This is a genomic window from Terribacillus aidingensis, from assembly GCF_900215625.1.
Classification (GTDB): Bacteria; Bacillota; Bacilli; order Bacillales; family Amphibacillaceae; genus Terribacillus; species Terribacillus aidingensis.
Map to the genome: position 1 here is coordinate 222,518 of NZ_OBEK01000002.1, position 15,168 is coordinate 237,685.

The following is a 15,168-nucleotide window of genomic DNA, read 5'->3' on the forward strand; positions in this document are numbered from 1 at the left end:
AGTAGTGTATGAGTTTAGCAGGAAAAAGGATTGGGTTCGGTATTACAGGCTCACATTGCACCTACAGTGAAATATTTCCGCAAATTGAACATCTCGTAAAGCTAGGTGCAGAAGTCGTGCCGATTGTAAGCAATACTGTTCAATTTACTGATACGTATTTCGGAGATGCGAAGGATCATCTGCAAAAAATCAGTGATTTGACAGGAACAAAAATCATTAAGACGATTCCGGAAGCAGAACCGCTCGGTCCGAGAGAACCGCTGGATTGCATGGTAATTGCACCGTTGACTGGTAACAGTATGTCGAAGCTGGCCAACGCTCTGACTGACAGCCCTGTGTTAATGGCAACGAAAGCAACAATCCGAAACGAGAAACCAATCGTTCTTGGAATCAGCACAAATGATGCTTTAGGCTTGAACGGTGTTAATTTAATGCGCTTAATGGCCGCTAAATTCATGTATTTCATCCCATTCGGTCAAGATGATCCATTTAAGAAGCCGAACTCCCTTGTTGCGGATATGACAAAACTGCCTGAAACAATAGAAGCTGCTTTGCAGTACAAACAGCTGCAGCCTGTATTGGTCCAACGTTTTTCCTAAACTCCTCAATCGATAACCTATCACAGAAAAATTATGATATGATAGGGTTTAGCGTAACAACCATATCATACGTATCCATTGAGATAGACAGAGGAGAGGGTTTTTTTATGGCACAGCAAAGTTATCATATCGCAGTAGTAGGCGCGACAGGCGCTGTAGGTCAGAAAATGCTGGAAACTCTCGCAGACCGCGACTTTCCGATCGGCGAGCTTTCCTTATTATCTTCCAGCAGATCAGCTGGTCAGCAAATAGATTTTAAAGGGAAAAGCTATACGGTGAAAGAAGCGAAGCCGGAGAGCTTTGAAGGTGTTGACATTGCATTATTCTCAGCAGGAGGCTCTGTCTCAAAAGCTTTGGCACCAGAAGCGGTAAAGCGCGGTGCAGTTGTCGTTGATAACACAAGTGCTTACCGAATGGATCCGGAAGTGCCGCTTGTTGTTCCAGAAGTAAATGAAGAAGATTTAAAAGCGCATAAAGGTATTATTGCCAATCCGAATTGCTCTACAATACAAATGGTAGCTGCATTGGAACCTTTAAAAGCAGCTTTCGGACTTTCCCGTATCATTGTCTCCACATACCAAGCTGTATCTGGAGCGGGTGCAGTTGCTATAGATGAATTGAAGGACCAAGCACAGCAATTTCTAAACGGTGAAGATATGGAAGCGAATGTCTTGCCTGTAAAAGGCGACAAACGGCATTTCCCGGTAGCATTTAACGCATTGCCGCAAATTGATGTGTTCCAAGATAATGGCTACACGTATGAAGAAATGAAAATGATCAATGAAACGAAAAAAATCATGCATGCGGAAGACATGCATGTTTCTGCAACATGTGTTCGTTTGCCGGTGTTTACTTCTCATGCCGAAAGCGTTTATCTTGAACTCGGTCAAGACGGTCTTTCCGTTAAAGACATTCATGAGAAACTGGCAGCAGCAGAAGGTATCGTACTAGAAGATGATCCGAGTACGCAAACCTACCCGACACCGCTCTCTGCCGCTGGCAAGAAGGATGTATTTGTCGGAAGAGTGCGCAAGGATCCAGATCATGATAATGGATTCCACCTGTGGATTGTGTCCGACAACCTATTGAAGGGTGCGGCTTGGAATAGTGTTCAGATTGCAGAACGCTTAATTCAACATAACTTGCTTACAATCTGAGGTGTAGAAATGAAAGTGTTAGTCCAGAAGTTTGGCGGTACGTCGGTTCGAGATAATCAGGCGGAAGCCATTCAGCATATTGAAGCCGCGCTTCAGCAAGGAAATAAAGTAGTAGTTGTTGTATCAGCTATCGGGAGATATCCCGATCCGTACGCAACAGATTCCTTGCTGGGATTAGTCGGGCTGCCAGGAGAGACGTATATATCGAAACGCGAGAAGGACTTGCTGCTTTCATGCGGCGAGGTTATTTCGTCCGTTGTCTTCTCCAATGCACTGAATGCAAAAGGTATTCGTGCCGCTGCCTTGACCGGTTCCCAAGCTGGCTTCATTACAAATGACGAGTTTACAGCCGCTAAAATAAAAGAAATGCGCGTCGACCGAATTTGGAAGGAACTAGAGACACATGATGTTATCGTTGTAGCTGGCTTCCAAGGGATGACCGAAAGCGGTGAGATTACGACGATAGGCCGAGGCGGCAGTGATACATCGGCTGCGGCACTTGGCGCTGCTTTGCAGGCAGAATTTGTCGATATCTTTACCGATGTGGAAGGCATTATGACTGCTGATCCTCGCGTAGTAGAAGAAGCCCGAAAACTCGATGTGGTAACGTATTCGGAGATATGTAATTTAGCTTATCAAGGAGCTAAAGTCGTGCATCCGCGGGCTGTGGAAATAGCTATGCAGGCAAAGGTGCCGATGCGTGTCCGTTCAACCGGATCACTTTCAGAAGGGACACTAGTCACATCGTCGCGAACTGAATTTGCCGGCAAGGATATTCCAGATCGTTTAATTACTGGTATCGCACATCTTGCAGGCGTTTCGCAAATTAAGATAGAAACCGATACGGAAGCTTACAAAATACAATCCCGTGTATTTAAAGCGATGGCCGAAGCAGGTATATCTGTTGACTTTATTAACATTTCACCGAATGGTATTGTGTACACGATTGCGGCAGAGCAAGTAAATCTGGCGCAGGATATCTTACATGAGCTTGATTTAGAGCCGCAGGTTATCAATAATTGTGCGAAGGTTTCTCTAGTTGGTGCAGGTATGACAGGGATACCAGGTGTTACGGCTAAAATTGTTCACACATTGACGGATAAAGAAATAGATATTCTGCAATCCGCGGATAGCCACACTACTATTTGGGTATTGATTAAGGAGAAAGATTTAGTGACGGCAGTGAATGCGCTTCATGCGACATTTGAACTTAGTCTCTAAATCAAAATGTGTTGAAGGCAGGGGAGTTTTACGATGAAATTCGGTAACGTTATTACAGCGATGGTAACGCCATTCGACAGTCATGGGAAGATCGACTATGATGCGACTTACCAACTGCTTGAGTATTTAATAAATAATGGAACGGACGCGGTTGTCGTAGCTGGAACAACAGGAGAGTCACCAACGCTTTCCCATGAAGAAAAGCTAGATTTGTTCCGTCATACAGTAAAGACAGTCAATGGCCGTATTCCCATCATAGCTGGTTCAGGAAGCAATAATACAGAAGCCAGTATTGCACTGACGCAGGAAGCTGAAAAAATCGGTGTTGACGCTGCTTTAATTGTTGCACCTTATTATAACAAGCCAAACCAGCGCGGATTATATGCACATTTTGAGGCAGTGGCGAACAGCACCAAGCTGCCAATTATGCTTTATAATATTCCGGGACGTTCGGTAATTACAATTGAACCAGAAACAATTATTCAATTGGCGAAGATTCCAAATATCGTTTCGGTAAAAGAATCCAGCGGTGACTTAGCAGCGATGACGAAGGTTATTAGCGGCACTCCAGCTGACTTCAGCCTTTACAGCGGCGATGATGATCTAACACTGCCAGTCGCTGCAATCGGCGGTGACGGTATTGTATCCGTGTCTTCTCACATAATCGGGAATGAGATGCAATCGATGCTGCAGGCATATAAAGCTGGCAATGTGACAGAAGCTGCTCGCATTCACCAGGAGATTCTTCCAGTTATGCAGGGGATGTTCCAAGCACCAAGTCCAACACCTGTGAAAGAAGCACTAAATCAAAAAGGCATTGCAGTCGGCAGTGTTCGTCTGCCATTGGTCGAGCTGACTGAAGAGGAAAAGCAAAGCGTTGCTAGTCTCTTGAAATAAACAACAAATCCAAACGATGATGAGCTTTCTTGAAAGAGAATGTCATCTTAGTTTGGATTTTTTTTATTGGAAGAAGTCTGTAAAAAAACACAGCACTTGCTCCTTCTCAGATGTATGCTGTTCCTCCAGCTGTTCATACTAAAAGCAAGTATGGAAAGGAGTTACGAAAATGGCAAAGGAACGTAATGATAAACAAGAAAACGAAAACGAGGAATCTGGCGGAAAATCCATTATTGAGAAGATACAGCAGCTTGGTCAGACTTCCGTTGCGCAAGCACCTGATTCCCGTATACATGTCCTATCCATTATCGGACAAATTGAAGGACATATGCAGCTTCCGCCCCAAAATAAAACAACAAAATATGAGCATGTTATTCCGCAATTGATTGCAATTGAGCAGAACCCGAAAATCGAGGGGCTTATTGTTTTGATGAATACTGTTGGCGGAGATGTGGAGGCAGGGCTTGCGATATCTGAGATGATCTCATCGCTATCCAAACCCTCTGTTTCGATTGTCCTTGGCGGCGGGCATTCTATCGGTGCGCCAATTGCTGTGAGTACGGATTACAGCTTTATTGTGCCGACTGCGACCATGACCATTCATCCAATCAGGCTTACCGGTCTTGTAATCGGGGTTCCACAAACCTTTGAATACTTGGACAAAATGCAAGACCGAGTTATCAGTTTCGTGACGTCTCATTCTTCTATAACGGAAGATAAATTTAAAGAACTTATGTTTGCAAAAGGAAATTTAACGCGGGACATTGGTACCAATGTTATTGGAACCGATGCTGTCTCCTATGGATTAATCCATGAAGTTGGCGGTGTGGCACATGCCATGCGCAAGCTGAATGAATTAATGGACGAGCACAAATCCGATCATCAAGGTGAATTGCAATGATTTTGTACACACCGCTAGCAGCAGAAGATATATTTCCGCCGGAACCGAATCAATTTACCGATTATCAAATTATGGAGTATCGCGGCCGAACCGTTCATGCAGAGCATATGGGAAATGGTACATACCGCGTGCATCAGCTGTTGTCGACAGATCCCGCTCATTTTCTGGATGAAAGCTGTTCTCCCGGGAAAATATTCTCCTTGTAAATGAATACGTATGTTCGCACTTTTGCCGCCTATGTTATACTAAATAAGGCGGCAGAGGACGTAAAGAGAGAAAACCCCTGCCTTTGGCAGGGGTTTTCTTTACATCTAAAGAAATACATAAGCAATGCAAAACAAGGAGATTCGCTATTATGGCAAAACGAAAAACAAAAAAACGACAAACCAAATTTAAACACGTCATGAGCTTTGAAGTTATCGGACTGTTATTAATATTTCTTGCTGTCTTTGGCAGCGGAGCTGGAGCAATCAGCGGCGGTGCAATTCCGAATGCGCTTGAGCATTTGTTCCGCTTTTTCTTCGGCAGCTGGTATTTTCTGCTGGCCGTCTTTATGGGCGCTGTTGGTCTCTATTTGATGGCAAAATGCCAAAAGCCGAATTTGTTCCACAAAAAGCTGATTGGCTTATACGCAGTAGTAGCAGGGGTATTACTGTTCACCCATATCCAAGCATTTGAGGACAAATTAAGCCAAGTGTCACAGCCGTCTATTATTAAGACGAGCTGGAATTATTATTTAGCTTACATTCAAGACACCATTGATCCCTCGGCGCTCGGCGGAGGTATGATTGGCGCTATTCTGTTCGCTTTATGCTATTATCTGTTCTCCTCTACAGGAGCAAAAATCGTCGCATTCTTTCTCGTGTTGATCGGTATCTTGATCTTAAGCAATACCTCTCTTTCCGCTGTTGTTCAAAAACTGGTTATGCTCGTGAAAAAGGGAGCCAACGCGTCATCAGATAAGATGAAGGACAAGTTGTCAGGGAACAAGGAGAAAAAACGATCAGATCGATCAAGGAAGGAACCGAAGCCAAGGTCACAGAAGCAGCAGGTTGTGCAAGCAGAGAAAGAAGAAGCTGCAGAGATGACAGAGGCAGAATCAAGTCCCGGGCATGAGGAGCCGATTATCCAGGATTTCACGAACATCGCCTATGCGGAACCAGAGCAGCCTGAGATTATTGAGCCAAAAGAGGAGCCGCAGAAGAGCAGTGAAGAGACGCCGGCTGAGAAAGAGGCACTGCCAGCTTCAGAGCTGGAAAACCGTGATTATCAGCTGCCAAGTATTACGTTGCTGAAACAGCCAAAGAAAAACAGTCAAAAACAAGAGCGAACACAAATTCAAGCGGTCGCAAGAAAGCTTGAACAAACGTTTCAAAGCTTTGGCGTGAAAGCGAAAGTGAGCAAAGTGCATGTCGGACCGGCTGTTACGAAATACGAGGTATATCCAGATACAGGTGTGAAGGTTAGCAAGATTGTGAATCTGCATGATGACCTTGCCTTGGCACTGGCTGCTAAGGATATCCGAATTGAAGCACCGATTCCGGGTAAATCTGCTGTTGGAATTGAAGTGCCCAATAAAGAAGTTGCAAGTGTGTCGCTCCGAGAAGTGCTCGATAACAGCCAGATGAAGAGCGGAGGCAAGCTGAGTTTCGCACTTGGCCGAGATATTTCCGGTGAATCTATTGTCGCCGAATTGAATAAAATGCCCCATCTGCTCGTAGCTGGTGCTACAGGAAGCGGCAAGAGTGTGTGTATCAACGGGATAATTACCAGTATTTTAATGCGAGCAAAGCCGCATGAAGTGAAAATGATGATGATTGACCCGAAAAAAGTAGAATTGAATGTATACAACGGGATACCGCATTTGCTTACACCAGTTGTGACAGATCCGAAAAAAGCTTCCAGAGCATTGAAAAAGGTAGTAGCAGAGATGGAACGCCGTTATGATCTGTTTTCCGATTCGGGTACGCGTAATATCGAAGGATACAATGCCTATATTAAAAAACAAAACGAACAAAACGAAGAAGAGCAGCCGTTCCTGCCATACATTGTTGTACTTGTAGATGAGCTAGCTGATTTAATGATGGTTGCATCAAGTGAGGTAGAGGATGCTATTACAAGACTTGCCCAGATGGCTCGAGCAGCTGGGATTCACTTAATCATTGCTACACAGCGTCCATCTGTAGATGTCATTACAGGCGTTATTAAAGCCAACATTCCATCTCGTATTGCCTTCAGCGTAAGTTCTCAGATTGATTCCCGCACCATCCTGGACAGCGGAGGAGCAGAAAAACTGCTTGGACGCGGCGATATGCTGTTTATCCCGGTCGGGTCATCCAAGCCAACACGTATTCAAGGGGCATTCCTTTCTGATGACGAAGTGGAAGGTATCGTAAATCACTGTATCGAACAGCAAAAAGCACAATACCAGACAGATATGATCCCCGACGAAGAAACAGAAGTGCAGTCTGAAGTAGAAGATGAACTCTACCATGATGCAGTGTTTCTTGTGACAGATATGCAAAGTGCCAGTGTATCTATGCTGCAGCGCAGATTCCGAGTAGGCTACACAAGAGCGGCGCGTCTAATTGATGCGATGGAAGAACGGGGAGTCGTAGGACCATATGAGGGCAGCAAGCCGCGGCAAGTGCTAGTTTCCAAGACGGCTGAGGACAAACTATCGTAGGGCATAATTCGGTAATGTGTGACAAAAAAGAGATGAATTAAGTAAAATAAAACAAAAATATTCGTATTTTTTGTAAAACAAGTGTTTATTTTCTGTAAAAAAGATGATATATTATGTTTCGAGTGGAGCAGATGTAGTAATTATGTACTAATTATTTACTAATGTTTAATCCTCGCTTCTACTTGGTTATCAATCTATCATTTGGGGGTTTCTATCTTGAAAATGCGTCGTTATGCAGTACTTTTAGGTTTGCTACTTGTCGTAGGCGTTGTTCTTAGTGCGTGCGGATCTGGCGGCAGCTCAGAGCAAGGCGGAAGCGATAACAGCTTCAAAACAGCAATGGTTACAGATACTGGCGGTATTGATGATAAATCATTCAACCAGTCCGCTTGGGAAGGTCTGACACAATTTGGTGAAGACAACGGCCTAAAAGAAGATGCAGGCTATTCTTACCTGCAGTCAAACAGTGCATCTGATTATGTGACAAACTTAAATCGCCTTGTGCAATCTAACACGGATCTGATTTTCGGAATTGGATTCAAACTTGCCGAGGACATTGGTACAGTCGCTGATCAGCATAAAGATACGCATTTTGCCATCGTCGATTCTGTCGTAGATAAAGAGAATGTAGCAAGCATCGTGTTCGAAGAGCAGCAAGGGTCGTTCCTTGCCGGTGTAGCTGCAGCGATGAAGTCCGAATCTGGTAAGATCGGCTTCGTTGGCGGAGAAGAAAGTGAATTGATCAAGAAGTTTGAAGCAGGGTATGTTGCTGGTGCGAAATCAGTTAACAAAGATATTGAAGTGGATGTACAGTATGCTGGATCCTTCGGTGCACCCGATAAAGGGAAATTGATTGCATCCAACATGTACAATTCCGGCGTAGATGTAATCTACCATTCTGCTGGCGGTACAGGTAATGGTGTATTCGCACAAGCGAAAGATTTGAAAAACAATGATCCAGAAGGAAACTACTGGGTAATCGGTGTTGACCGTGACCAGTATGAAGAAGGCCAAATTGGAGATAACAACGTGACGTTGACTAGCATGCTGAAAGCTGTTGATGTAGCGGTTGCTGATATTGCGCAGCAGTCCAAGGACGGCAAATTCCCTGGAGGAGAAATCGTTTCTTATGGTTTGAAAGATGATGGAATCAATATCGCAGAAACAAATAAAGATGCATATTCAGAGGACATCAAAGCAGCTGTAAACGAATGGAAGCAAAAACTCATCGATGGCGATGTAACTGCTCCTTCCACAGATGCTGAACTACAAGAATACCAAGATTCTCTATAAAACCAGAAGGGCTAGAGTGCTTACTCTAGCCCTTTATAAAAAAATCTTCAACTGAAGCGTCTCTTAACTAGACAATTCCCCGCTTCATTTGACGATTTTTTTTTGAACGAAATCAAAGAAAGTTCGTAATTCCGCGAAGGAGTGTAAAATATGGAGAATTATGTAATCGAAATGCTGAACATTCGTAAAGAATTTCCCGGAATTGTCGCCAATGACAACATCACGCTTCAAGTGAAAAAAGGAGAAATCCATGCGCTGCTAGGTGAGAATGGTGCTGGTAAATCTACCTTGATGAATGTTCTTTTCGGTCTGTACCAGCCGGAAAAGGGAGAAATCCGTGTAGACGGAAAGCAAGTAGAAATCAATGATCCGAATGTTGCCAACCGATTGGGCATCGGAATGGTTCATCAGCACTTTATGCTGATTGACACCTTTACGGTCGCACAAAATATCGTACTGGGCAGCGAGCCGAAAAAAGGCTTGAAAATTGATATGAAGAAAGCAGTCCGTGAGGTACAGGAGCTTTCTGACCGTTACGGACTACAGGTAGATGCTACCGCCAAGATCAGCGATATTTCGGTAGGCATGCAGCAGCGTGTAGAAATATTGAAAACCTTGTATCGCGGAGCAAATGTTGTCATATTGGATGAACCGACAGCTGTGCTTACACCGCAGGAAATCAAGGAGCTTATAGTTATATTGCGTACGTTAGTCAAAGAAGGCAAATCCATCATCTTGATCACACATAAGCTGAAAGAGATTATGGAAGTGTGTGACCGCTGTACAGTAATTCGCAAAGGACAGGGAATCGGAACAGTGGAAGTTTCTGAAACAAATCCGAATGACCTAGCTTCCTTGATGGTCGGACGGGAAATTCATTTCTCTACCGATAAGAAAGCAGCTGAACCAAAAGAGACCATTCTATCTATTGAAGGATTGACTGTGCAGGATTCCCGTCATGTTGACATGGTAAAATCGCTGGACCTGGATATTCGTGCAGGCGAAATTGTCGGAATTGCCGGAGTTGACGGAAATGGACAAACGGAATTAATTGAAGCAATTACTGGTCTGCGGAAGAAATCTGCCGGCAAAGTAACATTGAAAAATCAAGATATTACAAATATGCCTGTTCGCGCTATAACAGAAAGCGGTGTTGGTCACATTCCGCAGGACCGTCACAAGCTTGGTTTGGTTCTAGACTTTTCGGTCGGTGAGAACATCGTTTTACAGACTTATTACAAAAAAACATATGCAAAAGGCGGCATCCTTTCCTTCAAGCGCATCTTTGATAAAGCCAAAGCTCTGATTAAAGAGTATGACGTACGCACACCGAGTCACCTTACTAAAGCACGTGCTTTATCCGGGGGGAATCAGCAAAAGGCCATTATCGGCCGGGAAATTGACCGTAATCCGGATTTGTTAATCGCAGCACAGCCAACGCGAGGACTTGACGTAGGGGCAATAGAATTTATTCATAAACGGCTGATTGAACAGCGTGACCAAGGAAAAGCTGTTTTGCTTGTTTCCTTCGAGTTAGATGAAATCTTAAACGTAAGTGACCGAATCGCTGTTATGTTCGATGGCAAAATCATCGCGACGGTGGATCCAAAGGAAACGAATGAACAGGAGCTCGGATTACTGATGGCAGGTTCGAAGCTTGAGAAAGAAGGGGCGCACAACTAATGTTTTCCAGCACAAAGTTCAATTTCATTATTCCAATCATCTCGGTCGTCCTTGGTCTGGCTGCCGGCGCAATTATCATGCTTATTTTCGGCTATAATCCTATACTTGGCTACCAGGCATTATGGAATGGTGTTTTCGACAGCGGATTCTTTATGTCGGAAACAGTCAACCGCATTACACCTTATATTCTTACCGGATTGGCGATTGCTTTTGCATTCCGGACAGGTTTATTCAACATTGGTGCAGAAGGACAAGTACTTGTCGGCTGGATTGCTTCTGTGTGGGTAGGAACAGCTATTGATGCACCGACTGTTATTCACTTGCCGCTTGCACTGCTTGCAGCAGCAGCAGCTGGCGCTTTTTGGGCGTTTATTCCTGGTATTTTGAAAGCAAAGCTAGGTGTTCATGAAGTTATCGTTAGTATTATGATGAACTATGTAGCGCTGCATCTGACTAACTATTTGATCCGTGATGTGATGACAGACAACTCAGAATCAACGGAGCAAGTGAAACAGACGGCTTCTTTAACCAATGATTTCCTGATCGGACTAACAGGTTCGCGTCTTCATTTAGGATTTATCGTTGCGCTCTTCATGGTGCTCGTTATGTGGGTTATTTTGGAACGCACAAAGCTTGGGTATGAACTAAAAGCTGTAGGTTACAACCAGCATGCATCCAATTACGCTGGTATGAAAGTAGGGCGAAACATTGTTATCTCTATGGTAATTTCAGGCTTGTTCGCCGGTCTTGCTGGTGCGATGCAAGGTTTGGGAAGTTTCGGTACTGCATTTACAAATACAGCCTTCTCGAATCTAGGTTTTGACGGGATTGCTGTTGCTCTTTTAGGCGGTAACAATCCGTTTGGTGTCATTCTTTCTGCAAGCTTGTTCGGATTCCTAAAAGTGGGTGCCTTGAATATGTCTACAGCAGGTGTGCCGAATGAAATCATCGAAATTGTTATTGCATTGATTATTTTGTTTGTTGCATCCGGCTTTATTATTCGCTGGGCACTGCTGCAATTGAAAAAAGGGGAGAGAAAATAACATGCTGGATATTCTTTATTCACTTATTCCGCAAACACTATTCTTTGCCGCTCCTCTTATTTTTACCGCACTAGGCGGTGTGTATAGTGAGCGTTCGGGTGTAATAAATATCGGTTTAGAAGGCCTTATGGTTATTGGGGCATTTGCTGCTGTCACGTTTAATTTGCTTTATGCGAATGCATTAGGCACTATGACACCGTGGATTTCCTTACTAGTTGCGATGGTTGCAAGTGCGGTATTTTCTTTACTTCTTGCCATTCCAGCCATCACTTTCCGTGCTGATCAGACAGTTACGGGCGTTGCAATTAACATGCTGGCACTTGGATTTGGTGTGTTCATGATCAAACAAATCTTTAACAAAGGACAAACAGAATTCATTTCAGAGCCAATTTACACAAAAGATGTGCCGGGTTTGGTTGATATACCGGTAATTGGAGAAATGTTCTTTAACAATATGTACATTACGTCATACATTGCCATTGCGTTTTCGTTTGTTGCCTGGTATGTCTTGTTTAAAACGCCATTTGGCTTGCGTATTCGGGCTGTGGGAGAACATCCAATGGCAGCTGACACGAATGGTATTAAAGTTTACACAACGCGTTATATTGCAGTAATCATTTCCGGTGCTCTTGCGGGTATCGGCGGCGGTGTATTTGCAATGACAATCTCATTAAACTTTTCCGTGTCGACAATTGCCGGACAAGGATTTATGGCAATCGCTGCTGTTATCTTTGGTAAATGGAATCCGCTTGGTGCGATGGGGGCTGCATTATTCTTTGGTTTCGCTCAATCGCTAAGTGTGGTAGGTTCTTCCATTCCGTTACTCGAAAATGTACCGCAAGTCTATTTGCTGATTGCCCCGTATGTGCTGACGATTCTTGCTTTGGCAGGTTTCATTGGCCGTTCGGTTGCCCCAAAAGCAAGTGGTGTCCCGTACGTCAAAGGAAGCCGTTAAGCCTAAAGACCCGATGCAAAACATGCATCGGGTCTTTTTGTGCAATCCGATTCGTTTACTTCTATGTCTTTTTTCATTAATATGGTAATGGTAGCGAGGATTGTCGGATATATATAAGGAAAACAAGCAAAGCTATACATAAAGAAGCCAGGGAGGTACCATATGAAAATCGCAGGTGAACAAATCATCACAGGAAAAGGTGCTGCACTGCATCTCATCCAAAGCAAAAAATACAAGACAATCAGCATCGCGGTGAAATTACAGGCACCGCTTGAGCGGGAGACAATCACAGCGAGAGCGCTGCTTCCGTATGTACTTCAGCAGGGAACTGCCAATTTGCCAGATGCGCGGGCGCTTCGGCTTAAACTGGACGACCTGTATGGTGCTGTTCTTTCCATTTCCGGAACAAAAAAAGGGGAAAAACATATCATCACAATTCGTTTGGATGTGGCGAATGAAAACTTCCTAAGTGACCGAACACCTTTATTTGAAAAAGCGGTTGATTTATTGCGTGAAATTGTATTTGAACCGAAAGTCGAAAATGGTGCTTTTTCAGATACGATTGTGTCGCGGGAAATTCAGACTTTAAAACAAAAAATAACGGCTCTAAAAGACGATAAGATGAGCTATGCGAATACGCGGCTTATGGATGAAATGTGCAAAGAAGAACCATACAGCTTGCATGTGCATGGTTATGAGGAAGATTTAAATACACTGAACAGCTCAAAACTGTATGACGTGTATAAACACATTTTGAAACAAGATAAGATGGATATTTATATTTTGGGCGATGTAGAGAAAAGCCAGGCTGAAAAAGCAGTCGCAAGCTTTATGGAACGAGACACAGAGCCGCATGAAGAGCAGGCGGCCAGTGTAAGCACAGCACCAGAAGCTGAAAAAGAAGTGATCGAAACACAGGATGTCCAGCAGGCGAAACTTCATCTTGGCTATCGGACCAACATTCGCTACAGTGACCCAGATTATGCAGCATTGCAGGTGTTCAACGGTCTATTCGGCGGTTTCCCAAGCTCGAAACTGTTCCGTAATGTCCGGGAGAAACATAGTCTTGCTTATTATGCTGCATCTCGTTTTGAAAGTCATAAAGGGTTATTATTCGTGTTCTCCGGAATCGATCCGAAAGATTACACAAAAGCCAAAGAAATTATTGATGAGCAAATGACAGCTATGCAGGCGGGTGAATTTGATGACGCAGAAGTAGAAGAAGTAAAAGATCTGATTGTCAGTCAAATTCTTGAAACAATTGATAATCCAGTTGGGCTGATGGAGACGCTGTATCAGCAAGTAATAGGCAATAAACAGATGCCAGTAGAAGAAATGCTTGATGCGATTCGTCAAGTGACGAAAGACGACGTGCTGCAAGCAGCTGAAAAAGTACAGCTCGATACCGTCTATCTTTTGACGAACAAGGAGGCAGAGAACCATGCATAAAAAGAACTATGAGCAATTGCAGGAAACAGTATATGCAGAAACGCTTCCGAATGGTCTGAAAGTGTTCCTGCAGCCAAAACCAGAGATGTCAAAAACCTATGCCATTTTCTCCACAAATTACGGCTCTATTGATCAAACCTTCGTTCCGCTTGACGGTGAAGAAAAAATCACAGTTCCTGAGGGTATCGCCCATTTTCTAGAGCACAAACTGTTTGAAAAAGAAGATCGTGATGTCTTCCAAGACTTTACGAAACAAGGGGCGTCAGCGAACGCATTCACTTCTTTCACGCAGACAGCTTACTTGTTCTCTGCTACTTCTAATATTGATGAGAACGTGAAAACACTGCTTGATTTTGTGCAGGATCCGTATTTCTCAGATAAGTCAGTAGAGAAAGAAAAAGGTATCATTGCACAGGAAATCCGTATGTACGATGATCAGCCCGATTGGCGTTCCTTCTTTGGAACAATCCAAAGCCTTTTCCAATCGCATCCTGTCCGAATTGATATCGCCGGAACGGTGGAGTCTATTCAGGATATTACGAAAGAAGATTTATACACATGCTATAACACTTTCTACCATCCATCGAACATGACGTTATTCGTTGCTGGTGATATTGATGCTGAGAAGATGATGGAGCTTATTACGTCAAACCAAGCCGCAAAATCATTTGCGCCTCCAGCTAAGATTGAGCGTTTCTTCCCAGAAGAACCAGAAACAGTGGCTGAGACGAAAAAGGAAGTACGCATGCCAGTCAGCGTTTCGAAATGTATGGTTGGAATCAAAGAAAAGACAGACTATGCTTCACCAGAAGCGTATTTGAAAAAAGAGTTGCTCACGGATATGGTACTGGATTATTATTTCTCGAAGAGCGGCGTTTATTATGAAGAGCTATACAAACAAGATTTAATTGATGACAGTTTCGGTTTTGAAACAAGTCTTGAGAAAAACTTTGGCTTTTCTATCATTGGAGGCAATACGAAAGAACCAGATCGATTTGCCGATACAGTAAAAGATATGCTGCAGCGCATGAAAAATCATAAAGTTTCAGAAGCAGAAATGGACCGGATGAAGAAAAAGACAATCGGTCAGATGCTGCGCGCAATGAATAGCTTAGAATTTGTTTCTAACCGGTTTATCCAATATCATCTGGCAGGTGTAGATCTGTTTGAGATTGTTCCGGCAATAGAGAAGCTCACAGCTGATGATGCGAACGAATTCTTGGAAAACTGGTTCAGCCCAGAGCGTCTGTCTGTCTGCCAAATTCTGCCGCAGGAGGCATAAGC

General features: G+C 43.7%; 13 protein-coding genes. All 13 read left to right on the plus strand.

Going from position 1 to position 15,168, the window contains the following annotated elements; genetic code table 11:
- Positions 1-8: 8 nt before the first annotated feature.
- Positions 9-599 (plus strand): dipicolinate synthase subunit B, encoded by a 591-nt coding sequence (gene dpaB / locus CRO17_RS06515; protein ID WP_077309481.1) that lies wholly within the window; start codon positions 9-11, stop codon positions 597-599.
- A 107-nt stretch (positions 600-706) separates the two neighbouring features.
- Positions 707-1,756 (plus strand): aspartate-semialdehyde dehydrogenase, encoded by a 1,050-nt coding sequence (locus CRO17_RS06520; protein WP_097040517.1) that lies wholly within the window; start codon positions 707-709, stop codon positions 1,754-1,756.
- A 9-nt stretch (positions 1,757-1,765) separates the two neighbouring features.
- Entirely contained in the window at positions 1,766-2,977 is a 1,212-nt protein-coding gene (gene dapG, locus CRO17_RS06525) for an aspartate kinase (RefSeq protein WP_097040519.1), read from the plus strand.
- Positions 2,978-3,010: 33 nt separating this feature from the next.
- Entirely contained in the window at positions 3,011-3,874 is an 864-nt protein-coding gene (gene dapA / locus CRO17_RS06530; RefSeq protein ID WP_097040521.1) for a 4-hydroxy-tetrahydrodipicolinate synthase, read from the plus strand.
- A 169-nt stretch (positions 3,875-4,043) separates the two neighbouring features.
- Positions 4,044-4,775: a ClpP family protease gene (locus CRO17_RS06535; protein WP_097040523.1), complete on the plus strand. Its 732-nt coding sequence runs from the start codon at positions 4,044-4,046 to the stop codon at positions 4,773-4,775.
- Entirely contained in the window at positions 4,772-4,981 is a 210-nt protein-coding gene (locus tag CRO17_RS06540) for a YlzJ-like family protein (RefSeq protein WP_097040525.1), read from the plus strand. The genes CRO17_RS06535 and CRO17_RS06540 overlap by 4 nt, the downstream gene beginning before the upstream one ends.
- A 149-nt stretch (positions 4,982-5,130) precedes the next feature.
- Positions 5,131-7,461, plus strand: coding sequence for a DNA translocase FtsK (locus CRO17_RS06545; protein WP_097040527.1), 2,331 nt, complete (start codon positions 5,131-5,133; stop codon positions 7,459-7,461).
- 216 nt (positions 7,462-7,677) lie between these two features.
- Positions 7,678-8,754: a BMP family lipoprotein gene (locus CRO17_RS06550; RefSeq protein WP_097040529.1), complete on the plus strand. Its 1,077-nt coding sequence runs from the start codon at positions 7,678-7,680 to the stop codon at positions 8,752-8,754.
- Between the two features lie 150 nt (positions 8,755-8,904).
- Positions 8,905-10,437 (plus strand): ABC transporter ATP-binding protein, encoded by a 1,533-nt coding sequence (locus tag CRO17_RS06555; protein WP_097040531.1) that lies wholly within the window; start codon positions 8,905-8,907, stop codon positions 10,435-10,437.
- Positions 10,437-11,480, plus strand: a complete 1,044-nt coding sequence (locus CRO17_RS06560; RefSeq protein ID WP_097040533.1) for an ABC transporter permease — start codon at positions 10,437-10,439, stop codon at positions 11,478-11,480. The genes CRO17_RS06555 and CRO17_RS06560 overlap by 1 nt, the downstream gene beginning before the upstream one ends.
- 1 nt (position 11,481) lies before the next feature.
- Positions 11,482-12,435 carry an ABC transporter permease gene (locus CRO17_RS06565; protein ID WP_097040535.1) on the plus strand — a complete coding sequence of 318 codons (954 nt, stop codon included), beginning with the start codon at positions 11,482-11,484 and terminating at the stop codon, positions 12,433-12,435.
- Between the two features lie 162 nt (positions 12,436-12,597).
- Positions 12,598-13,884, plus strand: coding sequence for an EF-P 5-aminopentanol modification-associated protein YfmF (gene yfmF / locus CRO17_RS06570; protein ID WP_097040537.1), 1,287 nt, complete (start codon positions 12,598-12,600; stop codon positions 13,882-13,884).
- Complete coding sequence (gene yfmH, locus CRO17_RS06575) at positions 13,877-15,166, plus strand: EF-P 5-aminopentanol modification-associated protein YfmH (RefSeq protein WP_097040539.1); 1,290 nt, start codon at positions 13,877-13,879, stop codon at positions 15,164-15,166. The genes yfmF and yfmH overlap by 8 nt, the downstream gene beginning before the upstream one ends.
- The last annotated feature ends 2 nt before the right edge of the window (positions 15,167-15,168 follow it).

What these genes read in the sequence shown, in the direction of transcription:
- CRO17_RS06545 (WP_097040527.1), top strand. Translation starts at nt 5,131, where the DNA reads ATGGCAAAACGAAAAACAAAAAAACGACAAACCAAATTTAAACACGTC.
- dapA (WP_097040521.1), top strand. Translation starts at nt 3,011, where the DNA reads ATGAAATTCGGTAACGTTATTACAGCGATGGTAACGCCATTCGACAGT.
- CRO17_RS06540 (WP_097040525.1), top strand. Translation starts at nt 4,772, where the DNA reads ATGATTTTGTACACACCGCTAGCAGCAGAAGATATATTTCCGCCGGAA.
- CRO17_RS06520 (WP_097040517.1), top strand. Translation starts at nt 707, where the DNA reads ATGGCACAGCAAAGTTATCATATCGCAGTAGTAGGCGCGACAGGCGCT.
- CRO17_RS06560 (WP_097040533.1), top strand. Translation starts at nt 10,437, where the DNA reads ATGTTTTCCAGCACAAAGTTCAATTTCATTATTCCAATCATCTCGGTC.
- yfmF (WP_097040537.1), top strand. Translation starts at nt 12,598, where the DNA reads ATGAAAATCGCAGGTGAACAAATCATCACAGGAAAAGGTGCTGCACTG.
- dpaB (WP_077309481.1), top strand. Translation starts at nt 9, where the DNA reads ATGAGTTTAGCAGGAAAAAGGATTGGGTTCGGTATTACAGGCTCACAT.
- CRO17_RS06555 (WP_097040531.1), top strand. Translation starts at nt 8,905, where the DNA reads ATGGAGAATTATGTAATCGAAATGCTGAACATTCGTAAAGAATTTCCC.
- dapG (WP_097040519.1), top strand. Translation starts at nt 1,766, where the DNA reads ATGAAAGTGTTAGTCCAGAAGTTTGGCGGTACGTCGGTTCGAGATAAT.
- CRO17_RS06535 (WP_097040523.1), top strand. Translation starts at nt 4,044, where the DNA reads ATGGCAAAGGAACGTAATGATAAACAAGAAAACGAAAACGAGGAATCT.
- CRO17_RS06565 (WP_097040535.1), top strand. Translation starts at nt 11,482, where the DNA reads ATGCTGGATATTCTTTATTCACTTATTCCGCAAACACTATTCTTTGCC.
- yfmH (WP_097040539.1), top strand. Translation starts at nt 13,877, where the DNA reads ATGCATAAAAAGAACTATGAGCAATTGCAGGAAACAGTATATGCAGAA.